18 protein-coding genes are annotated in these 26,606 nt (G+C 72.6%); 12 read left to right on the forward strand and 6 right to left on the reverse strand.

The genetic code is table 11. The annotated features are described in order from the left end of the window. Positions 1 to 76: 76 nt before the first annotated feature. The 5 genes from AB0D94_RS11665 (at position 77) to AB0D94_RS11685 (ending at position 7,922) form a co-directional block, all read left to right on the forward strand. Positions 77 to 1,060, forward strand: a complete 984-nt coding sequence (locus AB0D94_RS11665) for a cyclase family protein (RefSeq protein ID WP_362049392.1) — start codon at positions 77 to 79, stop codon at positions 1,058 to 1,060. Between the two features lie 101 nt (positions 1,061 to 1,161). Further along, entirely contained in the window at positions 1,162 to 3,891 is a 2,730-nt protein-coding gene (locus AB0D94_RS11670) for a SpoIIE family protein phosphatase (protein ID WP_362049395.1), read from the forward strand. Between the two features lie 192 nt (positions 3,892 to 4,083). Next, on the forward strand, positions 4,084 to 5,634 hold the full coding sequence (locus AB0D94_RS11675; protein WP_362049398.1) for a sugar ABC transporter ATP-binding protein: 1,551 nt from the start codon (positions 4,084 to 4,086) through the stop codon (positions 5,632 to 5,634). Further along, complete coding sequence (locus tag AB0D94_RS11680; protein WP_362049401.1) at positions 5,631 to 6,692, forward strand: ABC transporter permease; 1,062 nt, start codon at positions 5,631 to 5,633, stop codon at positions 6,690 to 6,692. Before AB0D94_RS11675 ends, AB0D94_RS11680 begins: the two co-directional genes overlap by 4 nt. Before the next feature lie 132 nt (positions 6,693 to 6,824). Beyond that, positions 6,825 to 7,922 carry a substrate-binding domain-containing protein gene (locus AB0D94_RS11685; RefSeq protein WP_362049513.1) on the forward strand — a complete coding sequence of 366 codons (1,098 nt, stop codon included), beginning with the start codon at positions 6,825 to 6,827 and terminating at the stop codon, positions 7,920 to 7,922. A gap of 25 nt (positions 7,923 to 7,947) precedes the next feature. Here the strand turns inward: AB0D94_RS11685 and AB0D94_RS11690 are convergent, their stop codons facing one another. After that, positions 7,948 to 8,454 carry a hypothetical protein gene (locus AB0D94_RS11690; protein WP_362049404.1) on the reverse strand — a complete coding sequence of 169 codons (507 nt, stop codon included), beginning with the start codon at positions 8,452 to 8,454 and terminating at the stop codon, positions 7,948 to 7,950. Between the two features lie 315 nt (positions 8,455 to 8,769). Here AB0D94_RS11690 and AB0D94_RS11695 point away from each other — a divergent pair, with 315 nt between their 5' ends. The 3 genes from AB0D94_RS11695 to AB0D94_RS11705 all read left to right on the forward strand — a co-directional run bounded on the left by AB0D94_RS11695 (position 8,770) and on the right by AB0D94_RS11705 (position 12,300). Next, positions 8,770 to 10,122, forward strand: coding sequence for a hypothetical protein (locus AB0D94_RS11695; protein ID WP_362049407.1), 1,353 nt, complete (start codon positions 8,770 to 8,772; stop codon positions 10,120 to 10,122). Positions 10,123 to 10,420: 298 nt separating this feature from the next. Then, on the forward strand, positions 10,421 to 11,662 hold the full coding sequence (locus tag AB0D94_RS11700; RefSeq protein WP_362049410.1) for a globin domain-containing protein: 1,242 nt from the start codon (positions 10,421 to 10,423) through the stop codon (positions 11,660 to 11,662). Between the two features lie 35 nt (positions 11,663 to 11,697). Further along, positions 11,698 to 12,300 (forward strand): pyridoxamine 5'-phosphate oxidase family protein, encoded by a 603-nt coding sequence (locus tag AB0D94_RS11705; RefSeq protein WP_362049414.1) that lies wholly within the window; start codon positions 11,698 to 11,700, stop codon positions 12,298 to 12,300. Between the two features lie 116 nt (positions 12,301 to 12,416). Here AB0D94_RS11705 and AB0D94_RS11710 read toward each other — a convergent pair whose 3' ends face one another. From AB0D94_RS11710 to AB0D94_RS11725, 4 genes are all read right to left on the reverse strand, one after another. Continuing rightward, positions 12,417 to 13,571: an oxygenase MpaB family protein gene (locus tag AB0D94_RS11710; RefSeq protein ID WP_362049417.1), complete on the reverse strand. Its 1,155-nt coding sequence runs from the start codon at positions 13,569 to 13,571 to the stop codon at positions 12,417 to 12,419. A gap of 186 nt (positions 13,572 to 13,757) precedes the next feature. After that, a complete protein-coding gene (locus tag AB0D94_RS11715) occupies positions 13,758 to 15,845 on the reverse strand; it encodes a xanthine dehydrogenase family protein molybdopterin-binding subunit (protein ID WP_362049420.1) in 2,088 nt (695 codons plus the stop codon). Between the two features lie 34 nt (positions 15,846 to 15,879). Next, positions 15,880 to 16,887 (reverse strand): xanthine dehydrogenase family protein subunit M, encoded by a 1,008-nt coding sequence (locus tag AB0D94_RS11720; RefSeq protein WP_362049423.1) that lies wholly within the window; start codon positions 16,885 to 16,887, stop codon positions 15,880 to 15,882. After that, positions 16,884 to 17,405 (reverse strand): 2Fe-2S iron-sulfur cluster-binding protein, encoded by a 522-nt coding sequence (locus AB0D94_RS11725; RefSeq protein ID WP_362049516.1) that lies wholly within the window; start codon positions 17,403 to 17,405, stop codon positions 16,884 to 16,886. Before AB0D94_RS11725 ends, AB0D94_RS11720 begins: the two co-directional genes overlap by 4 nt. Before the next feature lie 303 nt (positions 17,406 to 17,708). Here AB0D94_RS11725 and AB0D94_RS11730 point away from each other — a divergent pair, with 303 nt between their 5' ends. The 3 genes from AB0D94_RS11730 to AB0D94_RS11740 all read left to right on the forward strand — a co-directional run bounded on the left by AB0D94_RS11730 (position 17,709) and on the right by AB0D94_RS11740 (position 23,652). Further along, on the forward strand, positions 17,709 to 19,874 hold the full coding sequence (locus AB0D94_RS11730) for a hypothetical protein (RefSeq protein ID WP_362049426.1): 2,166 nt from the start codon (positions 17,709 to 17,711) through the stop codon (positions 19,872 to 19,874). An 80-nt stretch (positions 19,875 to 19,954) separates the two neighbouring features. Then, positions 19,955 to 22,084, forward strand: a complete 2,130-nt coding sequence (locus AB0D94_RS11735) for a DUF4139 domain-containing protein (protein ID WP_362049429.1) — start codon at positions 19,955 to 19,957, stop codon at positions 22,082 to 22,084. A 5-nt stretch (positions 22,085 to 22,089) separates the two neighbouring features. Beyond that, on the forward strand, positions 22,090 to 23,652 hold the full coding sequence (locus tag AB0D94_RS11740) for a mucoidy inhibitor MuiA family protein (protein ID WP_362049432.1): 1,563 nt from the start codon (positions 22,090 to 22,092) through the stop codon (positions 23,650 to 23,652). 65 nt (positions 23,653 to 23,717) lie between these two features. Here AB0D94_RS11740 and AB0D94_RS11745 read toward each other — a convergent pair whose 3' ends face one another. Then, a complete protein-coding gene (locus AB0D94_RS11745; RefSeq protein WP_362049435.1) occupies positions 23,718 to 24,152 on the reverse strand; it encodes a transcriptional repressor in 435 nt (144 codons plus the stop codon). A gap of 241 nt (positions 24,153 to 24,393) precedes the next feature. Here AB0D94_RS11745 and katG point away from each other — a divergent pair, with 241 nt between their 5' ends. Beyond that, complete coding sequence (gene katG / locus AB0D94_RS11750) at positions 24,394 to 26,583, forward strand: catalase/peroxidase HPI (protein ID WP_362049438.1); 2,190 nt, start codon at positions 24,394 to 24,396, stop codon at positions 26,581 to 26,583. Positions 26,584 to 26,606: the final 23 nt, after the last annotated feature.

The raw sequence follows: 26,606 nt of genomic DNA on the forward strand, positions 1-26,606 counted from the left end.
ACCCGAGGACTACTCACCGTAGCCGTCCGAGGGGCCTGGCATCCGTACGAGCCGAGCCCTGGAGCGCCGAGTACCCATGAGCAGCGATCCCGCCGATGCCCCCACTCCCCCGCCGCCCGGCCCCGGCCCCGGCCCCGGCCCCGGGGATGCCGCGGTCCCCCGCCAGGAGTTCGACGCACTCTTCGAGGCGGTCCGCACATGGGGCCGCTGGGCCGCGGCCGACCGGGGCGCCTGGAACAGGGTGACGCCGGACCACGTGCGCAGAGCCGCCGCCCTGGTCCGGTCCGGCACGGTCGTCCCCCTGGGGCGGCCGTGGGACACCCGGCCGGGACCGGACAACGCGAGGCCCGCGCTGCACTACATGTCCGACCTCGGCGACGTGGAGGCACCGGAGCCGTCGGCCTACAAGGACTTCCTCGGCGTGGACTACCACGGCAAGGGGGTGAGCCACCTCGACGCGCTGTCGCACATCGCCTATCGGGGGCGACTGTACGACGGCCGGCCGGCGCGCGAGGCCGTCGATGCCGGGGGCGCCCGCTTCGGCTCGGTGGCGGCGCTCGGCCCCCTCGTCACCAGGGGCGTACTGCTCGACCTGCCCGCCGTCCTCGGAGTCGACTGGCTGGAGCCCGGGCATGCGGTGCACGTGCACGACATCCTCGCTGCGGAGGAGGCACTCGACGTGAGCATCGGGGACGGCGACGCGGTGCTGCTGCGCACCGGCCGCTTCCGCAGACGGCGGGAAACCGGCCCCTGGAACACCGACGCGGCGAGCGCGGGCTGGCACGTGGACGCCATGCCGCTGCTGGCCGAGCGGGCCATCGCCCTGCTCGGCGGCGACGGGGACAGCGACGTGCGGCCGTCGCCGGTCGAAGGCCTGCACTCTCCCGTCCACGCGCTCGCCATCACCGCCATGGGGGTGCCGCTGCTGGACAACCTCGACCTCGAAGCGCTCTCCGCCGCCTGCGCCGAGGCGGGCCGGTACGCGTTCCTCCTCGCCGTGGCGCCGCTGAACGTCCCCGGCGGGACGGGCTCGCCCGTCGATCCGGTCGCCGTCCTCTGAGGTCCGGCCCACCGGTCACTGCTCCCGGACTCGCCCCCATAATGTGAGGAATATACTCAAATCGGGCGACCGAGAGTGCCCCGGTGAGGGGAGTGGTGCAGATGGGGGTCGTGGGAGACCACATCGGCCCTGTGCGTTCCCGTGACCGATTTCTGCATGGCGAGTCGGTCGAGGGGAGCGTGAGAAGTCCGATCCTGAGCTCGTGGCAGCGCTGCCGGCTGCTGGGGCTGTCGCCGGACCAGTCCGAGCTCCCCTTCACGGAGGACTTCGACCCGGACGGTCCGCTCGTCCGCGCCGCCGGTCCCGTGCTCGACCGGCTGCAATCGATCTTCGCGGGCAGCCAGATGAACATCTGCCTCGCCGACGGACACGGCACGGTCCTCCAACGCCGCTTCGGAGACAAGGCCCTGCTCAGGCATCTCGCCCCGATCCAGAGCGTGCCCGGCTTCGTGTTCGCCGAGCAGGTCGCGGGGACGAACGGCATCGGCCTCACCCTCGCGGAGCGGCGGCTCGTCCAGGTCTACGGCGCCGAGCACTTCGCCGAGCGCTCCCAGTCGAGCGCCTGCACCGCGATCCCCGTACGCGACCAGCTCAGCGGGCGCATCGAGGGCGTCCTGTGCCTCGGCTATCCGTACACCGACGCGGACCCCGCGCTGGTCCCGCTGGTACGCAGGGCCGCCGAGGCCGTCGAACGACGGCTGATGGAGCAGAGCTCGGCGCGGGAGCGCGGTCTGCTCCAGGCCTACCTCGACGCGGACAACCACACCGGTCCGATCGGGGGCGCTCTCGACGGGCACCCGCTCGCCATGGACGAGCTGTTCCAGAGCGAGCTGGACCAGCCCGACCAGTGGATCCTCAAGGAGAAGGCCACCGAGCTGATGTCCTCGGCCCAGCTGGCCGCCGCCGAGGTACCCCTGTCCCACGGCCGGTGGGTCACGCTCGTGAGCCGTCCCGTGACGAGCTCCTCCGGGGTGGAGGGCGTCGTCATCGAGGCGCTCCTCCCCGAGGACACGGACCGGCATGCCCCCGCTCCCACGCCCGCCCACGGCGGTGCCCCCGCTCCCGCCGCAGCGGGCGCACCGCGCACCGCCGGCTCCGCCGACGGCACGGTCAGGGGGCTGGTGCTGGTCGGCGAGCCGGAAGTGGGCAAGTACGCCGTCGCGGCGCGACGCCGGCTGGAGCTGCTGGCCGAGGCCAGCAACCGCATCGGCACCACCCTGGACGTGGCCCGCACCGCCTGGGAGCTCGCCGAGACAGCGGTCCCGCGCCTGGCCGACTTCGTCACCATCGACGTACCCGAGGCCGTACTGCGCGGTGAGGAGTCCGGCCCCACCACCGAGATGCACCGCACGGTGGTCCACGGCATCCGCGAGGACTGCCCCTTCTACCCGGTGGGCGAGCAGGTCACCCTGCGCCCGACGACACCCCACATGCGCTGCCAGGCGACCGGGCAGCCGGTGCTGGAACCCGACCTGAAGGCCGCCTTCGGCTGGATCGCCCAGGACCCCGAGCACGCCGAGCGGCTCCTCGCCCACAACATCCACTCCCTGATCACCGTCCCCCTGCTCGCCCGCGGCGTCCTCCTGGGCATCGCCAGCTTCTACCGTTCGCAGGACCCCGCCCCCTTCGGCGACGACGACCGCGCGCTGGCCCAGGAACTCGCCGCCCGCGCCGCCCTGTGCATCGACAACGCCCGCCGCTACACCCGCGAACACACCCTGGCCCTGGCCCTGCAGCGCAGCCTGCTCCCGCGCGGCCTTCCCGAGCAGGACGCCGTCGAGGTCGCCCACCGCTACCTGCCCGCCGAGTCCGGAGTCGGCGGTGACTGGTTCGACGTCATCCCCCTCTCCGGCACCCGCGTCGCCCTCCTCGTCGGCGATGTCGTCGGCCACGGACTGCACGCCGCCGCCACCATGGGCCGGCTGCGCACCGCCGCCCGCAACTTCGCCGAACTGGAACTCGCCCCCGACGAGCTCCTCACGCACCTCGACAACCTCATGGTGCGCCTCGACCGGGAGGAGGGCGGCGACAACGCCACCGACGGCAGCACCGGCATCGTCGGCGCCACCTTCCTGTACGCCATCTACGACCCCACCTCGCAGACGTGCACCATGGCCCGCGCCGGGCACCCGCCGCCCGTGCTGGTCCTCCCCGACGGCACCGTCACCCTCCTCGACCTGCCCGCCGGGCCTCCCCTCGGCCTCGGCGGCCTGCCGTTCGAGTCGGTCGAGATGCAGCTGCCCGAACACAGCCAGCTGGTCCTCTACACCGACGGACTCATCGAGGACCGCCATCGCGACATCGACGTGGCGCTGGCCGCGTTGCGCCGCGTACTGGCCGACCCGGACCGCGCGCCCGAGGACACCTGCCGAGCGGTCCTCGACGCCGTGGCACCCGAACACCCCGCCGACGACATCGCGCTGCTCGTCGCCCGCACCCACGCCCTGCCTCCCGACCGGATCGCCACCTGGGACCTGCCCGCCGACCCGGCCCTCGTCTGCGAAGTCCGGGCCGCCGCCACCGCGCAGCTGAGCCGGTGGGGCCTGGACGAGTCCGCCTTCGCCACGGAGCTGCTGCTCAGCGAGCTGGTCACGAATGCCGTCCGCTACGGCACCGCGCCCATCCGGGTACGCCTCATCCGCGACCGCACCCTGATCTGCGAGGTGCACGACGCCAGTAGCACCGCTCCCCGCATGCGCCATGCGGCCATCACCGACGAGGGCGGCCGCGGCCTGTTCCTCGTGGCCCAGCTCGCCCAGGCGTGGGGCACCCGCTACACCACCGCCGGCAAGGTCATCTGGGCCGAGTGCGCCCTCGACGCGGTGGCCTGACCTGACCGCCGCCTCGGCACCCGCCGGCTCCCGTCGGCTCCCGTCGGCTCCCGTCGGCTCCGACCGCCGACTCACCCATTCGCCCGCCCAGGTCCGTAAATGCTGCGATATGCCGCGAATCCGCCGGAAGCGCCCCGTAGACTCCCGCATGCAGTCGGGAAAGAACTCGGAGGCCGACCCCCGGAGAAGTCTGTGCATGACGCTCCCGACACCTCGACGGGCCCACCCTCCCGGTTCGGCGGGGAACCCCTCCTCCGCGTGCGCGGGCTGAGCAAGCACTTCGGCGGCACCCTCGCGCTGGCCTCGGTCGACCTCGACCTCCACCGCGGCAGCATCCTCGCGCTGCTCGGCCCCAACGGTGCCGGGAAGTCCACCCTCATCAAGGTGCTCGCCGGGGTCCACCACCCCGACGCGGGCGAGGTGACGGTCGCCGGACACCCGCTCGGCTCCCGACCCGCGGCCCTGAACATGTCCTTCATCCACCAGGACCTCGGCCTCGTCGCGTGGATGACGGTCGCCGAGAACATCGCCCTGGGCACCGGCTACCCGCGCCGCGGCGGACTGATCTCCTGGCGGAGGACCAGGGAGCGCTGCGCGCAGGCGCTGCGGCTCGTCGCCGGACATCTGGACGCCGACGCGCGGATCGCCGACCTCGCCCCCGCCGAGCGCTCGCTGGTCGCCATCGCCCGCGCCCTGGCCACCCGCGCCGAGCTCATCGTCCTCGACGAGCCGACCGCCACCCTCCCCGCCGCGGACTGCGCCCGGCTGTTCGGCGTACTGCACGCCCTGCGCGACCGCGGACACGGCATCCTCTACGTCAGCCACCGGCTCGACGAGGTGTACAAGGTCGCCGACACCTTCGCCGTCCTGCGTGACGGCCGCCTGGTCGACCGGGGTCCGCTCGCCGGCCACAGCCCCGCCCGTCTGGTGCGCGCCATCGTGGGCCGCGAACCGGCGGGCCACCGGCCCACCACCGCCCCCGCCGCCGGCCCGCCCCTCCTGAGCCTCGACGGGCTGACGACCGCGTACGCCGACGGGATCAGCCTGGACCTGCGGGCCGGCGAGATCCTCGGCATGGTGGGCCTGACCGGCGCCGGCCACATGGACCTGGGCCGCGCACTCGCCGGCGCCCGGCCGGTCCTCGGTGGGCGGGCGCTGCTCGACGGCCGGCCGTACCACCCGTCCAAGGTCTCCGCCGCGCTCGACGCGGGCGTCGGTTTCGTGGCGGGCAACCGTCAGGAGGAAGGCTGCGCCGCCGAACTGACCGTACGGGAGAACTTCCTGGCCAACCCCCGGGCAGCGGGTGTGCCCGCGCTGCACTGGATCAGCCCCCGGAGGGAGCGCGCCGAGGCCACGGCCCTGATCGACCGGTTCTCGGTGCACCCCCGCGACAGCGAGGTGCCGATCGCGACCCTCTCCGGCGGCAACCAGCAGAAGGTCATGGTCGGCCGCTGGCTCCGGGGAGGCCTGCGCCTGCTCATCCTCGAAGAGCCGACCGCCAGTGTGGACGTCGGCGCCAAGGCCACGATCTACCGCCTGCTCGACGACGCGCTGGCCGCCGGACTGGCGGTGCTGCTCATCTCCACCGATTTCGAGGAGGTCGCGGGCGTGTGCCACCGCGCGCTGGTGTTCGTACGCGGAACCGTGGCCGCCGAGCTGACCGGCGCGGCCCTCACCGTCGCCGAACTCACGCGGACCGCCTCGGCCATGCCCCCCATCACCGGAGCTGCGACGAGCCGATGAGCGTCTTCCCCTCGCCCCGATCCGTGCTGGGCCGCCTTCGCGGGCACCTCGTCGGCACCTATGGCCTGCTGGCCCTCGCCGCCCTGCTCTTCCTGGTCTTCTCCGTCGCGCTGCCCCACACCTTTCCCACGCAGGACAACATCTCCTCCATCCTCTCCAACCAGTCGATCCCCGCCATCCTGGCGCTCGGCGCGACGATCCCCATCGCCACCGGCAAGTTCGACCTGTCCATCGGCTACGGTCTCGGCCTGGCGCACGTCATGGTGCTGCAGCTCATCGTCGACGAAGGCTGGCCGTGGCCCCTCGCCTGTCTCGTGGTGGTGTGCGGAGGAGCGGCGGCCGGCGCCCTCAACGGGGTCATCGTCGAATTCGGGCAGATCGACTCCTTCATCGCCACGCTCGGCACCGGCAGCATGATGTACGCCTTCACCGGCTGGATCACCGACGGCGCCCGGATCGTTCCCGGCCCGGACGGCCTGCCCGGATCCTTCACCGCCCTCTACGACTCCCGGTTCCTCGGGCTGCCCGTACCCGCCTTCTACGTCCTGGCCGTGGCCGCCGTCCTCTGGCTGGTGCTGGAACGGCTGCCGGCCGGCCGGTACCTGTACGTCATCGGCTCCAACCCGAGTGCCGCGGGCATCCTCGGCATCCCCACCCACAGGTACTCCGTCTACGCCTTCGCCGGATCGGGCCTGGTCGTCGGCTTCGCGGGAGTCCTCCTCGCCGCCCAGCAGCAGACCGGCAACCCGAGCGTCGGGCTGGACTACCTGCTGCCCGCCTTCGTCGGCGCCCTGCTCGGGTCCACCACCATCAGACCGGGCCGGGCCAACGCCCTCGGCACCGTCGTGGCCGTCGCCGTGCTCGCCGTCGGCCTCGCCGGGATCGGCCAGCTCGGCGCCCAGTTCTGGGCGACGCCGCTGTTCAACGGCGGCACCCTGCTCATCGCCGTCGGCCTGGCCGGCTACTCCGCCCGCCGCCGGCTGCGTACCGGCGCCACCGAGACCCGCCGGTCCCTCGCCGAACCGCCGCCCGCACCGGCGAAGAACGGCCACCTCTAGTCGCCGGAAAGGTTCCCCGTGTACTCGAAGTGTTCGAAGTGCTCGCAATACCCGACGTATTCGAAGTATGCGAAGTATGCGAAGTATGCGAAGTATGCGAAACGCAGGACCGGCGTCACCGCCGCGGCCCTGCTGACCGCGGCCGTGGCCCTGGTCGCCGCAGGCTGCGACAGCGGCCCGTCGACCGGCAGCGGGCCGGCGCAGGCCGGCTGCCCCGCCGCCCTCGCCAAGGCCCGGGCGGCCGTTCAGCGGGCCGAGAACACCGACGCCTCCTGGACCGGCCCCACCAGCGGCCCCGCAGCAGTGCCCGGCAAGACCATCGTCTACGTCGCGCAGACCATGACCAACCCCGGCGTCGCCGGCGTCGCCAAGGGGCTGGAGGAAGCCGCGAAGGCCATCGGCTGGAAGGTACGGGTGATCGACGGCGAGGGCACCCCCGCCGGCATCCAGGCGGCCCTCAGCCAGGCCGTCACCCTCAAGCCCTCCGGCATCGTCATCGGCGGCTTCGATCCGCAGCTGACCGCGCAGCAGACGGCCCGGGCCCGGGCGGCGCAGATCCCGCTCATCGGCTGGCACGCGGTGGGTTCCCCCGGCCCGGACGAGGCCACCGGGCTCTTCACCAACGTCACCACGAAGGTGGAGGACGTGGCGAGGATCAGTGCGGACTGGATCATCTCCCGGTCCGACGGCGAGGCCGGAGTCGTCGTCTTCACCGACGACTCCATCCCGTTCGCCAGGAACAAAGCCGAACTGATCAAGAAGGAGCTCGCGACCTGTTCCGGCGTGGAACTCCTGGCCTACGAGAACATCCCCATCCCGGACGCGAGCAGCCGCACCCCCCAGGAGGTCTCCTCGCTCCTGTCCCGCTTCCAGAACAAGTGGACCCACTCCGTCGCCATCAACGACCTGTATTTCGCCGACGCCGCTCCGGCCCTCCGCGCGGCGGGCAAGCCGGGCTCCGGACCGCCCTTCAACATCGGCGCGGGCGACGGCGACCCCTCCGCCTTCCAGCGCATCAACAGCGAGCAGTTCCAGGCCGCCACCGTCCCCGAGCCGCTGTCCCAGCAGGGCTGGCAGATCGTCGACGAGTTCAACCGCGCCTTCGCCGGCCGTCCCGCCAGCGGCTACGTCGCCCCCGTCCACATCGCCACGGCCGCCAACAGCAGCGGCGCCACGTCCTGGGACCCGTCGGGCTACCGCGAGGCGTACCGCGGCATCTGGCACAAGTGACGGCCCCCGGCGCCGCCGGAGCCGATCACGTACCGAGCGAGGGCGGTGAGGCGGGAAGCCCGTCGCGGTTCCAGCGCAGGGCGGCGTACGTGGCCGGTAGCGCGATCAGCGCCCAGATGGCCACCGTCATTCCCACTGCCGTCCAGGCGTCCCACACACTGAGCGCGGAGTACGCCACGGCGAGCGGCACCACCACCACGACCGCGCCCTTCGCCAGGCCGAACGGGACCCGCGGTACGACGGGGCGGCCGGTGGCGAGGCAGCGGGCCCGGCGGACACTGCCGAACGCGGCGATGAAGGCCAGCATCGTCGGCCAGGCACCGACGAGCGTGAGCCCGACGAACATGGTGGCCTCGTCCGGCAGCCCGGGGAGCGTCTCGCTGACCCCGTCGTGGCTGACGGAGACCCGGACGCTGCGCCAGGTAGTGACCTCCACCTCGTCGCCAGGCTTGACGAGCCGCGACAGTTCGCCGTCCGGGTCGAGGTCAATCGGCTGGTCGGCGGGGGCCGGAACGGGGGCCAGCAACCGCATGCGAAAGACGTCCGCCTCCACCCGGCCGCTCTGGGCAGGCTCAGCGGAGCGCAGTCTCCCCCTTCGACACACGCCGCCGACCGAACCCCCTGCGACGGCAGCGCCGTCATCATCGACCCACCTGCTCCTCAGAAAGATCACCGAAGGAATCCGCCACGGCAAGCCATATGGCCGATACCTGTTGGTACCGCTCCCCGGGATGCGCTCCCGCGGCGAGCCACGAGGCCGGTCACTCCTTCGGACGCGTACCGCTCGCGTCCGCGCGCTCCCCGGGATGCGCTGCAAGGTGAAGCCATCGGCAGGAGAGGACGCGCCATGACGCACGAAGGTGCCCCGGACCCCGGCGCGGAGCCGCAGGGCGCACCCGGCGGAGACGAGGGGCGTTCCGAACTCGAGCAGCTGCGCGGCCGGGTGGCGGCCCTGGAGGCCGAGAGGACGGCCCGGGCGCCCCGGCACCGGTGGAAGTCCTTCTTCGCCGCTCTGCTCATCGTCATCGGCTGTGTCCTCGCCCCGCTCGGAGCCGTCGCGGCGTGGGCGTCGAGCCAGGTCGGCGACACGGACCGCTACGTACGGACGGTCGCCCCGCTGGCCTCCGACCCCGACGTCCAGGCGGCTGCGGCCACCCGGGTCACCGACGCGGTGATGGAGCACATCGACGTACCGGCCCTGCTGGAAGGCGCGGCGCCCGCCGACCGGCCGCGCCTGGAGAAGGCGCTCGGCGCACTCGGCAACTCGCTCGAGAACGCCGTCCGCAGCTTCGTCCACGACACATCGCAGGACATCATCGCCTCCGACGCCTTCGAGCGGATCTGGACCGAGGCCAACCGCCGCATCCACGCCACGGTGGTCAAGGCCCTCACGGGCAGCGGCGGAGGCGCGGTGAAGATCGACAACGACTCGGTGACCCTCGACCTGGCCCCGGTCGTCGATCAGGTCAAACAGCGCCTCGTCGACGAAGGAATGACGGCGGCCGCGAAGATCCCCCAGGTGCACACCGACTTCACCGTGCTGCGGGCCGACGACATCGGCAAGGTCAGAACCGGCTTCCGCCTCCTGCAGATCGCCGGCGACTGGCTTCCGGTGCTCTCGGTGCTGCTGGTCGCCGCCGGTGTGCTCCTCTCCCGCCACCGCCGCCGCGTCCTGGTGACGGCGGCCCTCGCCTTCGCCTTCGCCACGCTCCTGCTCGGCGTCGGCCTGACCGTCTTCCGCGTGGTGTACCTGAACGCGCTGCCGGACAGCGTCTCGCAGCCCGCGGCCGGGAGCATCTACGACGCGATGACGCGCTACCTCCGTACGACGGTCCGGATGACCGTGGTCCTCGGCGTGGTGATCGCGCTGGCCGCCTGGCTGACCGGCCCCGGCCGCTGGGCCACGCTCGTACGGCAGCTGTGGCACTCGGGCATCGGCGCCGTCCGCTCCACGGCGGACCGCGCGGGCCTGCGCACCGGCCCGGTCGGGCCGTTCGTCCACCGCCACCGCGGCCGGATCACCTGGGTCCTGGTCGCCGCGGCCGTACTGACCTTCGTCCTGTGGAGCTACCCGACCGGCTGGGTCATCGTCGGCATCGCAATCGCGCTCCTCTTCGCGCTGGCCGTGGCGGAGTTCCTCGGGCAGAACGGGACCGGCCGGAGCACGGCGCACGACAGGAAGGCACGAAGCGCCACCTAACGGGAATACCCGCCTGGACCCCTCAGGTGCGCGGCGCTCACCCGCCCCTTTGCTACTTCTGAGTATCTACCCGGTCATGTAGCGTCCGGAGGCGCTTGATCCGTTTCGGCGTTCCCGACCCGCGATGAGGACTCATGACCGCCATGTTCGACGCCCCGATCACCGTTGTCGTGAGCCGACGGTTCAGTGAGAACGCCGCCCGTGGCGCGCTTCGGGGCCCCGGCTCCACGAGCGGTGCCGTCCCACCCTCCGCCGGCGGGAGGCCATCTCGAATAACGAATGGAGGAGCGCTGGTCCCTTGAGATTCAGGATCAATCGCTCGAGCAACCCCTCCGAGTTCCCGACCCGGCCGGATCCGGCCCCCGCGCAGGCCCCGTACACCGTGGAACCCGAGGCCGCCGAACCACCCTTGTCGGCCCACGAGATCGACCTCATACGCGCCTCCGTCTCGGTGGTCGAGCCGCTGGCCGTGGAGATGACGGTCTACTTCTACGCGATCCTCTTCGCCCGCTACCCCGAGGTCCGCCCCATGTTCCCGCCGGGGATGGACGCCCAGCGCGGCCGTCTGCTGCGCGCGCTGCTGCGCATCGTGGACCTGGTCGACGACCCCGGCAGCCTGGTCCGCTTCTGCGGCCACCTCGGACGCGACCACCGCAAGTTCGGCACGCTCAGTGCGCACTTCCCGGCCGTGGGCGAATGCCTCCTCGCCTCGCTCGCCCGTTACGCCGGCCCCGCCTGGACCGCGGAGATCGCCGCTGCCTGGACCAAGGCGTACGGGGTGGTCGCCGAGGTCATGATCAGTGCGGCCGAACAGGACGAGGCGGTACGGCCCGCCGTATGGCCCGCGACGGTGGTGCACCGCGTCTCGCGCGGGAACGGCATCGCCGAGATCACCGTCCGCCCCCACCTGCCCTACGAGTACGCCGCGGGCCAGTACGTCAGCATCGAGACCCCCTGGTGGCCGAAGCACTGGCGCTACTACTCCCCCGCCAACGCGCCCCGCGAGGACGGCACCCTCACCTTCCACGTGCGCGCCGTGGCCGGCGGCACGGTGAGCAACGCCCTGGTGCACCGCGCCGTGGTGGGCGACGTGGTCCACCTGGGCGCCCCGCTGGGAGACATGGTGCTGGACGCCGCCGTCCACCGGGACCTGCTCTGCGTGGCCGGCGGCACCGGCCTCGCCCCGATCCGGGCCCTCGTCGAAGAGGTGGCCCGTCGCGGCGGGCACCACCAGGTGGACCTCTTCCTCGGTGCCCGCACCGGCGCCGAGCTGTACGGGGTCGACGACATGCTCCGGATGGCCCAGCGGCACCACTGGCTGGCCATCAGGGGGGCGGTCTCCCACGAGTACATCCCCGGAATCAGGGGGTCCCTGCCGGAGGTGCTGGCCGAGTACGGACCGTGGTACCAGCACGACGTCTACCTCAGCGGCCCGGCCCCGATGGTCATCTCCGCCACCGAAACGCTCACGCTCGGCGGCACCTCGCCCGACCGCATCCATCACGACCCGTTCGAGACGCCCGTCCTGTCCCTTCCCTGAGCCACGCGCCTCCCCGTCCTGCCAGGAGAACACCCGTGACCTTGCCCCCGCCACGCTTCGGATCAGCAGGTGAACACCAGCTGCAGCAGCAACTGGGCACCGCCGAGCGCGCCGCCCGCTTCTACGACCAGCAGGTACGCCCCTGCCTCACCCCGGAGATGCGGGACTTCATCGGCTGCCAGACCATGCTCTTCCTGGCGACGGCCGACTCCCACGGAAACTGCGACTCCAGCTTCCGCGCCGGGCCGCCGGGATTCGTCCACGTGATCGACGACCACTCGCTCGCCTACCCCGAGTTCCGCGGGAACGGTGTCCTCGCCAGCGCGGGCAACATGACGGAGAACCCCCACCTCGGCCTGCTGTTCGTGGACTTCACCCACCACCACGTCGGACTTCACGTCAACGGCGTGGCCCAGCTCTACACCGACGCGGGCCTTCGCTCCCTCCACCCGGACCTGCCCACCGGCCTCGCGCCCGGGCGCAGCCCTGAGATGTGGGTCCGGTTGAGCGTCGAAGAGGCCTACATCCACTGCTCCAAGTACATACCCCACCTGGAGCCGGCCCCCCGTCCCGCCGGACATGACGCCGCGCGCCCCAAGGACGCGCAGTATTTCACCGGGCTCGGTACGCCGGGCTGAACCGGCCTTCGTGGACAGGGCCCTGCCCCCGCCGTCGTGCGGCGGGGGCGGGCCGCGGCCGGCCCGGCGCGGGCGGACCGGTCAGGTCAGGTCAGGTCAGGTCAGGTCAGGTCAGGTCAGCGGTTGTCGTGGAGTTCCTGGTGCATCTGGGGCTGGTCGTCCTGGTCGTGTGTGAGGGCGAACTTCTGGACCTCGTTGAAGCCCTTGGAGGCGATCCCCACGATCTCCTTGTACGGGTTGACGCCGACGGTCTTCTTGGCGGCGCCGCCCAGCAGGCCGCCGGCGGTGCCGCTGAGCAGGCCGTGCCCGTCGGAGAGGGGGTCGGCGACGGCGCCGAGGACGCTCTTGGGCAGGCCCGCCATGTCGGCGTACTTGTCGGACAGGGCGTGGCGGACCATCGCGATGAACGCGTCGTGGGCGCCCGGCGGGTAGAACTTCTTGTAGAAGTCGACGGCCTGCTTGGTCATGAAGACGCCGTCGTCGGTCTTGCTCCACTCCTTGTCGCGGACCTCGTTCCACAGGGCCCCGACCTGGTCCGCGTCCTTGGGCAGCAGCCACTTGTCCGGGGTGCCGAGGTAGTGGTTGACGTAGTGCCAGGCACACATGAACCCGTGGGCATCGCCCTTGGAGACGTCGATGCCCAGACGGGCCATGGCCTGGAGGATCTGCGTGGAGAACACGCAGGCCGCACCGGTCGTGTACTTCTGCGAGACCGGCTCGCCCCACTTCGCGTAGTCCCACTCGCCGCTCTTCTTGTGGAGCTGGCGCACCGAGGCGTGGACGAGGCGCACCTTGGTCACGTTCGCCGCGAGGGTGCCGTCGCGCATGGCGTTCTTGTTGCCCATGTCGATGAAGAGCCGCGAGGACTGCGACAGCCGCCTGCCCGGGCCCTCGACGCCGCCGAGCCGGCCGGTGGAGCGCAGGGTGAAGGCGCCCGTCGGCGAGAGGTAGGTGCCGATCAGGCCCACCGTGCCCTGGAGCATGGAGACCTCGCCGTGGTGGTGGGCGAAGAAGCTCTCCGCCGCCTTGACGTCGGCCTCGGACCAGTCCGGCGGCGCCGCCGCGGCCTCCTTGAGGAACTCCGCCAGGCGCGGGGGCAGTTCGGAGAGGTCCTGACCGGGCTTGAGGGTTCCGATGGTGCGGAACAGGGCGTTGACCCCGTCGATCTCCTTGTTCTTGATCAGGTCGGAGACGAGTTGGTCGGCCTTCGGGTCACCGACCTTGTTCGCCGCTTCCAATTCCGCGGCGATGGTGGCTGTCGTCAGTCCCATGCAGGGACTCCCTTCACAGGTTCGGGAAAGAGCTTCGCAGCCACGGCGCACCGGTCGGCCGTCACGGGTGGCGGCGGCCCGGTGACGCGCGGCCCGGGCAGTCAGGATGCTTCCGGTCCGCGGGGGTGCCCCGGAACCCCCGCGGCCTGCGGGATCGTTTTCCCCTCACCCGAACAGAGCCGGGTGTCAGCCGAGCGCGGCCAGGACGCGGTCGGGTGTGAGCGGCAGGCTCCGCAGGCGCCGCCCCGTCGCGTGGCACACGGCGTTGCCGATCGCGGCCGCCGTGCCCACGATCCCGAGCTCGCCGATCCCCTTGCTGCCCATGGGGTTGAGGTGTTTGTCGTGCTCGTCGATCCAGTGCGCTTCGATGTCGGGTACGTCGGCGCTCACCGGCACGTGGTAGGCGGCCAGGTCGCTCTCCGCGAAGTCCCCGTGGACCGGGTCCACGGTGCTCTGCTCGGTCAGTGCCATTCCCGCTCCCATGACCATGGCGCCGACGAACTGGGACCGCGCGGTCACCGGGTTGAGGATGCGGCCGGCGGCGAAGACACCGAGCAGGCGGCGTACGCGTACCTCGCCGGTGACTGTGTCGACCTGGACGTCGGCGAAGTGCGCACCGAACGCATGGCGGGCGTACGGGGACTCCTGCGCCGCCGACTGGACGGTGTCGGCGGACGCGGACAGTCCCGCGGCGGGCAGCGGGCCGTGGTGGCGGGCCAGGCGGGCCACCAGGGCCGCGCAGGCGTTGTGCACCGCCCAGCCCCAGGAGGCGGTTCCGCAGGAACCCCCCGCGAGGGACGCCCGCGGCAGCCCGGTGTGGCCGATGGCGACGGTCACCTCCTCCGGCGGCACCTGGAGCGCGTCGGCGGCCACTTGGGTGAGGACGGTACGCGCGCCCGTGCCGATGTCGGTGGCGTTGACCTCGACCACGTAGGTGCCGTCGGGCCGGGCGTGGGCGCGGGCGGTGGAGGGGGCCACGAGGTACGGGTACGTGGCGGCGGCCACCCCTGTCCCGCACAGCAGCGGCCCGTCCCGGCGCGGCGTGCGCAGCGAGGCCCAGCCGAAGCGGTCGGCCCCCTCGCGCAGGCATTCCACGAGGTGCCGGCTGCTGAAGGGGCGGCCGCTGTCGGGTTCGCTCGCGGGTTCGTTGCGGACGCGCAGCTCGATGGGGTCCAGGCCGAGGGCGTCGGCCAGTTCGTCCATGGCCGATTCCAGCGCGTACATGCCGGGGGCCTCACCGGGGGCGCGCATCCAGGAGGGCGTGGGCACGTCCAGGGCGACGGCCCGGTGCGTGGTGCGGCTGTCCGGGGCGGCGTACATGACGCGGCCGGGGACGGCGGCCTGTTCGACGAATTCCCTGATCCGGGAGGTGTGGGTGGTGACCTCGTGGGTGAGCGCGGTGAGGGTGCCGTCCTGGCGGGCTCCGAGGCGGACGCGGTGGAGGGTGGGCGCGCGGTGCCCGACCGCGGCGGACAGCTGGCGCCGGGGCAGGGCGAGGGTGACCGGGCGGCCGGTGTGCCGGGCGGCCATGACGGCCAGGACCACGTGCGGGCGCGGCGTCCCCTTGCAGCCGAAGCCGCCGCCCACGTGTTCGGACACCACCGTGACGCGGTCCTCGGGAAGGGCGAAGAGGGAGGCCAGCGCGGACCGGACCGGTCCGGCTCCCTGGCTGGAGTCGTGCACGGTGAGATGGCCCCGCCCGGCGTCCCAGTCGGCGGTGGCCGCGTGCGGCTCCATGGGGTGGTTGTGCAGTGGGGGCACCGTGTACGTGCAGTCCACCCGTACGGGAGCGGCGGCGAAGGCCGCGTCCGGATCCCCGTGCTCCCGGTGGCCGGGGTGCCCGCCGTTGGCCTTCTCGGGGGTGTAGGCGCCGGGGTGGTCGGTGCGCAGGCCGACGTCGTGTTCCTCGGTCGCGTAGCTGATCCGTACCTCCGCCGCGGCGGCCCGGGCGGCTTCCAGGGACTCGGCGATCACCAGCGCCACGTACCAGCCGCGGTGCGGGACCTGGGTGTCCTGCAGCACCCGGAGCGTGGGGTCGTCCGAGGGGCCGAGGCGTGGTGCGTTGTACGCGGTGAGGACGTCGAGCACGCCGGGGAGCTCCAGGGCCGCGTCGGCGTCCACGGCGGTGACGCGGCCCCGGGCGACGGTCGCGGGCACGGGCCAGGCGTGGACCCGGCCGGGCGGGGCCTGGTCGGCGGCGTACCGCGCGAGGCCCGTGACCTTCTCCGGTCCCTCTGTCCGTCCGGCCGGGGTACCGAGTGCCGCGTACCGCATGGGTCTGCTCCTCGTCGGGTTCGGCGTCACAGCACTAGGAGGTGACGGGGCGTGCGCCCGCACGGCGGGCGAGCGTGGCGAGCGCGTCGCACGCGAGGTTTCCGGCGAGGGCCACCTTGTAGGCGTTGTCGCTCAAGGGCTGGGCCCGGGCGAGCTCCGCGTCGACGGCCTCCCGCAGGACGGCTGCCGTGGGCTCGGCGCCGGCCAGCCGGGCCTCGGCGGTGGCGGCCCGCCACGGCCGGTGGGCGAGGCCTCCGAAGGCGAGGGCGACGCGCCGTACGCGACCGTCCTCGAGCTCCAGGGCGGCCGCGACCGAGGCCAGCGCGAAGGCGTACGAAGCCCGGTCGCGGGCCTTGCGGTAGAGGGAGGCCGCGCCGGGGGCAACGGCCGGCAGGAGGACCCCGGTGACGATCTCCCCGCTGCGGATGACGGTGTCCTGCTCGGGACGGTCTCCGGGCAGCCGGTGGAAATCCGTGGCCGGCACCGTACGGGCGCCCTGTTCTCCGTACAGCTCGATGCCGGCGTCGAGCGCCGCCAGGGCCACCGCCATGTCGGAGGGGTGGGTGGCGATGCAGTGGGCGGAGTGGCCCAGGACGGCGTGATCGCGGTGGACCCCGTCCCGGGCGCCGCATCCGGTGCCGGGCTCGCGCTTGTTGCAGGGCTTGGAGACGTCCTGGAAGTAGGAGCACCGGGTGCGCTGGAGCAGGTTGCCGCCCGTCGTGGCGACGTTGCGCAGCTGTCCCGAGGCACCGGCCAGCAGCGCCTCGGAGAGGGCGGGGTAGCGGGCGCGCACCACCGGGTGTGCGGCCACGTCGCTGTTGCGGGCCATGGCGCCGATGCGCAGCGTCCCCTCGGGCAGCTCCTCCACGTCGTGCAGCGGGAGCCGGGAGAGGTCGATGAGGGCGGGGGGCGTCTCGACGCCCAGCTTCATGAGGTCGACGAGGTTGGTTCCGCCGCCGAGGTAGCGTGCGCCCGGGACGCGGGCGTGGGCGGCGGCGGCCTGCTGGAGGCTGGTGGCCCGCACGTAGGCGAAGGGCTTCACGCGATCACGTCCGTCACGGCGTCGACGATGCGGGGGTAGGCGCCACAGCGGCACAGGTTGCCGCTGAGCCGTTCCCTGATCTCCGCCGGCGTCAGCGTGACGGGGCCGGGCTCGGACAGGGATTCGGCCGGGGTGGCGTGCGAGGGGTGGCCGGCGGCGGCTTCCTCGATCGCTCCGACGGCGGAGCAGAGCTGGCCGGGCGTGCAGAAACCGCACTGGAAGGCGTCCCGCTTCAGGAATGCCTCCTGGAGCGGGTGCAGGCCGTCGCCCGCGCCGTCCGCGAGTCCTTCCACGGTGGTGACGTCGGCGCCGTCCTGGGCCACCGCGAGCAGCAGGCAGCTGTTCGCCCGCCGCCCGTCGACCAGCACCGTGCAGGCGCCGCACTGGCCGTGGTCGCAGCCCTTCTTCGCTCCGGTCAGCTCCAGGTGCTCCCGCAAGGCGTCGAGCAGGGTGACACGGTGGTCCAGCCGGAGGGCGTGGGCCGTACCGTTGACCCGCAGGGTGACGCGGGAACTCAGGCCCCGGACCGCCTCAGCGGCCGCGCCAGGACCCGTACCGGCACCCTCGTCGTGCCGGGGGTCGGCGTCATTCGTCACCGCGTTCTCCCTCCGTGCCCCTTACCGGCCCCCGTCCCGTCTCGTGCACAGCCTGGTCCATCCCGCACGCTCCGGCATCCCGAGGGTCGGATGTCCCGCCGCGGGGAGAGCAGAAGAAGGGCTGAGCGACCCGCCTGGCCGATCGGCCCGCCACGCCGCCCGGGCGAGTGTGCGGAGGGCGGATCGCTGGCGCATCGGTGCCCGCGGGCGCGAGGATGACCGGCCATGGGGAGTTGGGCGAGCCGGGGGCTGGCGGCCGTGTGCGGGGGCATCATGGCCGGGCTGGTCTGGATGGCGTCGGACAAGGGGTGGGCCGCGGCGGATCCGGCGGCGAGCGTGGTCGGCGCGCTGGTGGGCACCGTCGGGCTGGTCTTCGCCCTGTACTCATGGCGGCGCGGCGCTTGGGTGCCCGACGTGCAGGCCGTGGCGGGTCGGCTGGCGAAGCAGGTGGTGCGCCTGGAGCAGGTGGAGTACCGGCAGCTGCTCGGAGGGGACGTGAGCTCCCTCATCGACGTCGAGTTCACGACGCGTGTGCACGGGCGGGTGGACGGCGTCACCGAGGAAGGGCGCGTGGCGGGGATCGCCGCGTACTACCGGGAGCTGAGGCCCGGCCGCATGGTCATCACCGGCACCCCCGGCACGGCGCCGGACGGGCCGTCAGGCACCGGTGGGGACGCCGGGACCGGAAAGTCGGTCGCCTTACTGGTCCTGCTGCTCGGCCTGGCGCGGACGCGGCCCGCCGACGAACCGGTGCCGGTGCGTCTGTCCGCCGCGGCGTGGCCCGGCACGAGCATCGACGACTGGCTGTACACCCACCTCACCGGCACGTACCGGATGCGACCCCGCGATGCCAGGGCGCTCCTGGCGGCGCAGATGGTCCTGCCCGTCATCGACGGCCTGGACGAGACCGACGGCACCAGCGCACCCGGCTACACCTCACGCGCCGCCCTCCTGCTCAAGCAGGTCAACACCCATCAGAGCGGCGACCGGCCCGGGCCGGTCGTCCTCACGTGCCGTCACGGTCACTACCTGGCCCTGACTGCCGTCGAAGTCCACGCGCAGGCCGTGGCCGTGGTCCAACTCGCACGCGTCGAGGCGGGTCGGGCCCGGGCCTTCCTCGGTCAGCGCGTGGCCGACACCCCGGCCGGGAGGACGCGCTGGGACCCCGTGCTGAACGCCCTCGACGGCACGGCAGGGACCTCCTCCGCTCTGCAGCACGCCCTGGACACCCCGTGGAGGCTCAGCCTGGCGGCCGTCGTCTTCCAGGAGCGCGACCCCGGCGGCCGCTACGTGCGCGACCCCCGCCGGCTGCTCACCCTGGCCGAAGGGAGCACCCTCAACGAGTACCTCCTCGACCGGTACATCGCCGCGGCCCTGCACACCCACGCCATGGACCAGCGCTCACGCGGGCCGGCACGGGACGCGGAGACGACGTGGAAGTACCTGGCGGTGCTGGCCGCCTACCTCGACGCCAATACGTCGTACCGCAGCCTGGCCGGCCGGACCTTGTCCGCCACCGACCTCGTCCTCCACGATCTGTGGCCACTCACCGGCCCGGAGCGCACACGTCGTGCCGATCGCATCCTCACGACCGTCCTCCTGCTCGTGCCCGTGGCCGCATTCGCCGCCCTGGTCATGGTGCGGTCCCCGTGGTCGATGACCGCGTGGATCGCCGGAGCCTGCGTGCTCCTGATCCCGGGCTGGGCGGTCCTGAGGGGCGAGGCATGGCCGACGCCGAGCAAGGTGGGTGTGCCTCGTTGGCGAACGCTCACCGGGCGACGCGAGGTCGCCTTCAGGTTCAAGGTGCTCCTCGCGAGCGCACTCCTGGCCTCGCCCGCCGCCGGACTCTCGCTGGGGCTCGCCACCGGATTCTTGCTGGGGCCCGGGTACGGGTTCCGCACGGGGCTCAGGGCCGCTCTTGACATCGGGCTCTTGATCGGGCTCTTCGGCGTCCTCGGGATCGTACTCGACGCGAGCGAGCAGGAGCCCTTCACGGACCCCCGCCAGCCCGTCCGACGCGACCGCAACAGCTGGCTCGTCCTGGGGATCGGGTTCATGCTTCCCATCGGCCTCTTGGAGGAACTGACCGACGTCGACGGGCTCGCGGCCATGGGGCGGGGGCTCGCGATCGCGCTGCTGCTGACGCTGATCCTCGGACCGGCGTTCGGACTCATCGGGGGTCTCTGCGGCGGAGTCGGCGGCCGGGCGTGGGTCCGCTACGTCGCCTTCCGGCTGTGCGCACGTGGTCAACTGCCCTGGCGGCTCGGAGACTTCCTGCACCACTGCTACCGGATGGGCATCCTGCGGATCGCCGGAACGGCCTACCAGTTCCGGCACCGCGAACTACAGGACCACCTCGCCACCCGCCCCGGTCAGCCTCCTCGCGGATGAGAGGAGCATGGCCCGGGACGTGATGCGCCGGCCGCTCGGCGTAGGCTTCGCTCAGCATGGATGCGGCGGGGGCGGAGCACATGACGGCAGAGACAGCACACAGGTGGGCGGCGACCCTCGATTCGGTCGTGGTGTACGCGCAGGGCGCGGTCTGCCGCCGCCTGGCCCGGGGCATGGTGCCGCCTGACGGCCGGGTGCGGGTGACGGGACTGCCCCGCTCGCTGGATCCCGGCTCGCTGCGCGCCCGTGTGCTGGGCGCCTCCGGGGTGCGCGTCACCGAGGCCCGGGTGGAAGTCGAGGCCGAGCCGCTCGGTACGGGCACGCCCCACGCGTTGCGGCGCGAGGTCGAGCGGCTGAGCGACGCGTACGCGGCGGCGCAGGGACGCCGGGACCGGCAGTTGAGCCTGATCGAGGAGGTCAGGGCGCTCCACCCGGTCCCACCCGCCCGCAGGCGCGATGACCCGCACCGCCGCACCCCGGTCGACGCGTGGCTGGAGCTCGCCGACTTCGTCGAGGAGCGGCTGACGGGACTGCACACCCGCCTCGTCGAGCTGGAGGAGGAGCTGCGCGACGTCGAGCACGAGCTCACCGTCGCCGCCGACAGGCTCGCCCGCGCCTCCACCGACGCACCGTCAGCGCACGTGGAGACCACGGTCTGCGCGGTCCTGACCCTCGACGGGCACGGCGCTGCTTCGGCTGACGCGGAGGTGGAACTGGAGCTGGAGTACGGGGTGCCGGGCGCCGTCTGGGTGCCGGCCTACCGGCTCACGCACCGTCAGGGCGACGGCAGCGGCCGACTGGTGCTGCGCGCCTCGGTCGCCCAGCGGACCGGCGAGGACTGGACCGGGGTGCGCATCGCCCTGGCCACCGCCGATCTCCGGCGCCGCACCGACCTGCCGAAGCTCCGCTCGATCCGCATCGGCCGGCGTCAGCCCGCCCCCGCGCCTTCCGGCTGGCGCGAGCCGCCCGCCGGGCTCGCCGACCTGTTTGCCGGGTACGAGGCGGCCGGCCCGCGCCCTGCCGCTCCCGCGGCGACCCCGGCGCCTGCGGGTGTCGCCGCCCGCCCCGCTCCCGCGGCCGCCGCGGGCGGATCCGCGTACGGTTCGGTTCCGCCCCCGCCGCCTCCCCCGGCGCCGGCTCAGCCGGGCTACGGCGGTCCGCCGCCCGCGTTCCGGATGCCCGGCGGCGCGGACGCCCGCTCCACGGAGGTCCTCGGCGGCGCGATGTCCCCCCTCACGCAGGCGGCCCCCTCGCGGCCGGGCGCCAGGTCGCGTACCGGCGCCGGGGCCTTCGCCGGGGCCCCCGTACCCATGGCGCCCGCGGGTTCTGGCCGGGCTGCGCCGCCGCCCCCTCCGCCGGCGCCGGTGACCGGTCCGCCGCAGCCCAGCGGCGCCGAGCTCGACTACGCCGCCCTCGTCCTGTGCGGCCCCGGCGAGCAAGGCGGTCGCCGGGGCCGGCTGTTCCCCGGCTCCCCCGTCGACCCGGTGGCGGCCGAGTACCGCCGCCGGGCCGAAGCGGTAGCCGAGCTGGCGCTGCCCGGACATGCCGTGCGGCCCCGCGAGTCGGCGGGTTCCTTCGACCACCGCTTCGATGCCGCGGCCCGCGCCGACATTCCGTCGGACGGCACCTGGCACACCGTCACCGTCGGCGAGATCCCGGTCGGCCTGCGCACCGAGTACCTCTGCGTGCCGTCCGTGGAGCAGACCGTGTACGCGACGCTGGTGCTCTCCAACGCCACCGACCAGGCGCTGCTGGCCGGCCCGGTGGAGGTCACCGTCGACGAGGAGTTCCTGCTGACCGCCGCCCTGCCCACGCTCGCCCCCGGCGGTGTCCGCCGGGTGGGGCTCGGGCCCGCCGAGGGCATCCGGGTCACCCGCCGCACGAACCTGCACGAGTCGACCGCCGGCCTGCGCAACAACATCACCGTGCTCGACCACCGCGTCCACGTGGAGCTGGCCAACCGGCTCGCGCGGCCCGTCACCGTAGAGGTCCGCGAGCGGGTGCCGGTCACCTCCGAACCGGACGTCCGGATCGAGGAACGGGCCGACTGGTCGGCACCCGAGGAAGGCACGGGGCCCGAGCAGCACGCCCTGGGCACCCGCCTCTGGCGGCTGGACCTGCCCGCAGGCACCACTGCCGCCCTCGACGGCGGCTACGAGATCCGCATCCCGACCGGCAAGGCCCTGGTCGACGGCAACCGCAGGAGCTGACCGCCATGTCCACGGCCCCGAAGCCGATCGCCCTCCCCGTCACCGCCGTCACCTGTCTGGAGGACCGCGCCCACGTCGAGCGCACCGCCGTACTCGACCTGGAGGCCGGGGTCCAGCGGCTGCGTCTCGGACCGGTCAGCGCGCTGGCCGTCGACCGGACCCTCCATGCCGAGCTGACCGCCGCTTCCCCCGCGACGGTGCTCGACGTGCGGATCGTCCGCAGCTGGACGCCGCGCGGGCCGCTGCCGTCCGCCGACGACGACTCCGCCCTGCGCCACCGCGTACACGCCCTCGAAGAGGAGCAGCTGGCCCTGGAGCAGCGACGCGACCGGCTGCACTCCCGCCTCGACCTGCTCGGCCGCCTCGCCGCCGATCTGCTGCGGGACATCGGCGAAGGCGCCGGCTGCGGGGAGCCCGACAGGACCCGCTGGGCCCTCGAACTGGACCGGGTGGACGGTGAGCGCGACGCGCACGGCGAGCAACTGCGCACCGTGGAGGCCCGGCTGGCCGCCCTCGCCGCCGAACTCGGGGAAACCCAGCGGGCCATGCGGCTCTCGGAGGACGAGCCCGCCGAGCTGGTCGGCCACATCGAGCTGACCGTGGAGGCCGCGGCCGCCGGGCCGGCCGAGCTGCGTCTGAGCCACCTCACCCCGTGTGCGCTGTGGCGGCCCGCCTACCGGGCGGTCCTCGACGGGGACTCCCTGACGCTGGAGACCGATGCGATGGTCTGGCAGCGCACCGGCGAGGACTGGTCGGACGTACGCCTGACCTTGTCGACCGCGCGCTCGGCGCTGGCCACCGATCCGCCACGGCTGGGCGAGGACCGGCTGACGCTCAAGGACCGCTCCGCGGCGGAGCGCCGTACGGTCGACGTCGAGCTGCGCGAGGAGGAGATCGGGACCCTCGGCCCGGCCCCGGTGCTCGGCCTGCCAGGCGTGGACGACGGCGGCGAGGCGCGCGTGCTGAACTCCCCCGCGCCGGTCTCCGTGCCCGGGGACGGCCGCGCCCACCGGGTGCCGCTCTCCGTCTTCACCACGGCCGCGAGCAGCGAGTACGCCTGCGCACCCGAGGTGTCGCCGCTGGTCACCCAGGTGGTCCGGTTCGACAACCGGTCCGGCCACGCGCTGCTCGCCGGGCCCGTGGACCTGGTCCGCGGCAGCGGCTTCAGCGGCCGAGGCACGCTGGACTTCACCGCCCCCGGCGCCCCCGTAGAGCTCGCCTTCGGCAGCTGCGACGACCACGGGGTGGTCCGGCAGGCGCAGGAGTCCCGCGATTCCGCGGGCATCATGCAGCGGACCGTGGTCACCCGCACGATCCGGCTGCACCTGTCCCGGTTCTCCGCCCCCGGGGAGCACGACGACCGGGTGGTCGTCCTCCGGGAGCGGATCCCGGTGTCCGAGGTCTCGGCGGTGGAGGTACGCGTGCGCAAGGACGCCTGTTCCCCGGCGCCCGACGCGGTCGACGCGGAAGGCATCGCCCGCTGGGACATCACCCTGCCGCCCGGCGGGCGGCGCACGGTCACCCTGGTCTACGAGCTGTCGGCGAGCGCGAAGGTCGCCGGGATCTGAGCAGGGGCGCGTCTTTCGGATCCTGTCGGCCCGGCAAGATCCGAAAGGCCCGTCCGGGACACGACTCAAGGGCTGTCCCCCGGGCCCCGGCGGGCGCACTCGGGGCACAGCCCGCGGTAGGTGACCTCGGCCTCGGACACGGTGAAGCCGAACCGCTCCTCCTCCGGGAGGCCGGCCAGCGGGTCGCCGGTCATGTGGACGTCGCGGATGAGGCCGCAGCCTGAGCACACCAGGTGTTGGTGCGGGTGGCGTGCATTGGGGTCGTAGCGCTTGGCGCGGCCGTCGGTGGAGACCTCCGCGACCTCGCCGAGGGACACCAGCTCGCCGAGGGTGTTGTAGACGGTCGCCCGGGCGATCTCCGGCAGCCGCTGCGCCGCGCGGGCGTGCACCTCGTCGGCCGTGAGGTGCACGTGCTCGCCGTCGAGGACCTCCGCGACGACGCGCCGCTGGGACGTCATGCGCCAGCCGCGCCCTCGCAGTCGCTCCAGCAGGTCACTCATATCGGCTCACCTTTTCAGGCTCGGCGGAATAACAGAAGTTTATCCGGCGCATGTCCGGCTTCATGTCACCCTTTGGCTTTGACCGATTGTTGTACGGGGGTGCTCTGCGTGTTCTCGTAGCGGTGCGGTCTGCGGTGCGCGACCATACGGACGCCGATACACGCTCTCGACTCGGAAAGCAGACGGCGTCAAGAGCAAATCAGCCAGCAGAGGGAACACCGAGACAGGAAGAAGGACGGACGTGTCCGGCAGCGAAAGCGAGAACCCAGTAATCCCCTCCCCGGCCCCCACGGCGACCCGCCCCAGGGGGAACCGGGACTGGTGGCCGAATCAGCTGGACCTTCAGGTTCTCCATCAGCACTCCCCCCGGTCCAATCCGATGGGTGAGGAATTCGACTACGCGGAAGAGTTCTCGACCCTGGACCTCGACGCGCTGAAGCAGGACGTCTTCGAGGTGATGACGGCGTCGCAGGAGTGGTGGCCTGCCGACTACGGCCACTACGGGCCGCTCTTCATCCGGATGAGCTGGCACGCCGCGGGAACGTACCGCATCGAGGACGGCCGGGGCGGTGGCGGCTCCGGCGCCCAGCGCTTCGCGCCCCTCAACAGCTGGCCGGACAACGCGAGCCTCGACAAGGCGCGCCGTCTGCTCTGGCCGGTCAAGCAGAAGTACGGCCGGAAGATCTCCTGGGCCGACCTTCTGGTCTTCGCCGGCAACTGTGCGATGGAATCAATGGGGTTCAAGACCTTCGGGTTCGGCTTCGGGCGCGAGGACATCTGGGAACCCGAGGAAATCTTCTGGGGACCCGAGGACACCTGGCTCGGAGATGAGCGGTACAGCGGCGACCGGGAACTCTCCGGTCCTTTCGGCGCCGTGCAGATGGGATTGATCTACGTCAATCCGGAAGGGCCCAACGGTAACCCGGATCCGATCGCTGCCGCCCGGGACATTCGCGAGACGTTCGGCCGTATGGCGATGAACGACGAGGAGACGACCGCGCTCATCATCGGCGGCCACACGTTCGGCAAGTGCCATGGTGCGGTCGATCCCTCGTACATCGGCCCGGAGCCCGAGGCCGGCCCCATCGAGCAGCAAGGGATCGGCTGGACGAACACCTACGGCACCGGCAAGGGCGCCGACGCGCTCACCAGTGGGCTGGAGGGCGCATGGACCACCGAGCCGACGAAGTGGGACAACGGGTACCTGGACAACCTGTTCCGGTACGACTGGGAGCTGACGACGAGCCCGGCCGGTGCGCAGCAGTGGACTCCCAAGGATCCGTCGGCCCAGGGCACCGTGCCCGATGCCCATGATCCGTCGAAGCGGCACGCTCCCATGATGCTGACGACGGACCTCTCGCTGAAGCTGGATCCGGTCTACGCGCCGATCGCGAAGCGCTTCCACGAGAACCCGGACCAGCTCGCGGAGGCCTTCGCCAAGGCCTGGTACAAGCTGTTGCACCGCGACATGGGCCCCCTCTCGCGCTACCTCGGCCCGTGGATTCCCGAGCCGCAGCTGTGGCAGGACCCCGTACCCGAGGTCGATCACGAGCTGGTGACCGGCGGGGACATCGCCGCCCTCAAGGGCACGATCCTCGCCTCGGGGCTGTCGCTCCCCCAACTGGTCACCACCGCTTGGGCGTCGGCGGCGAGCTTCCGCGGCACCGACAAGCGCGGCGGGGCCAACGGGGCACGGATCCGGCTCGCGCCGCAGAAGAGCTGGGAGGTCAACGACCTGCCCGAGGTGGCCGAGGCGGTACGGACCCTGGAGCGGATCCAGCAGGACTTCAACTCCTCGCAGACCGGCGGGAGGAAGGTTTCGCTCGCCGACCTGATCGTCCTGGGCGGCTGCGCTGCCGTCGAGCAGGCCGCGAAGAACGCCGGGCACGACATCACGGTCCCGTTCGCACCGGGGCGCACGGACGCCTCGCAGGAGCAGACGGACGTGGAGGCGTTCGCCGTACTCGAACCCAGGGCGGACGGGTTCCGCAACTACCTGCGGGCGGGAGAGAAGTTGTCGCCGGAGACCCTCCTGCTGGACCGCGCCAACCTGCTGAACCTGACCGCACCGGAGATGACGGTTCTGACCGGCGGTATGCGGGCCCTGAACACCGGTTTCAAGGGCTCCTCCCACGGGGTGTTCACCGACCGGCCGGAGACATTGACCAACGACTTCTTCGTCAACCTGCTGGACATGGGTACGGAGTGGAAGGCGTCGGCCTCGGCCGAGAACGTGTTCGAAGGCCGGGACCGCGCCACGGGCGAGGTCAAGTGGACCGCCACCGCCGTCGACCTCGTCTTCGGTTCGCACTCCCAGCTCCGGGCCATCGCGGAGGTCTACGCCGCCCAGGACGCGGGAGAGAAGTTCGTACGCGATTTCGTGGCGGCCTGGGACAAGGTGATGAACCTCGACCGGTTCGACCTCGCCTGAGCCCGGTGTCCCGGTCGGCCGCA

Source organism: Streptomyces sp. NPDC048255 (assembly GCF_040652415.1).
In the GTDB taxonomy this organism is placed as follows: Bacteria; Actinomycetota; Actinomycetes; order Streptomycetales; family Streptomycetaceae; genus Streptomyces.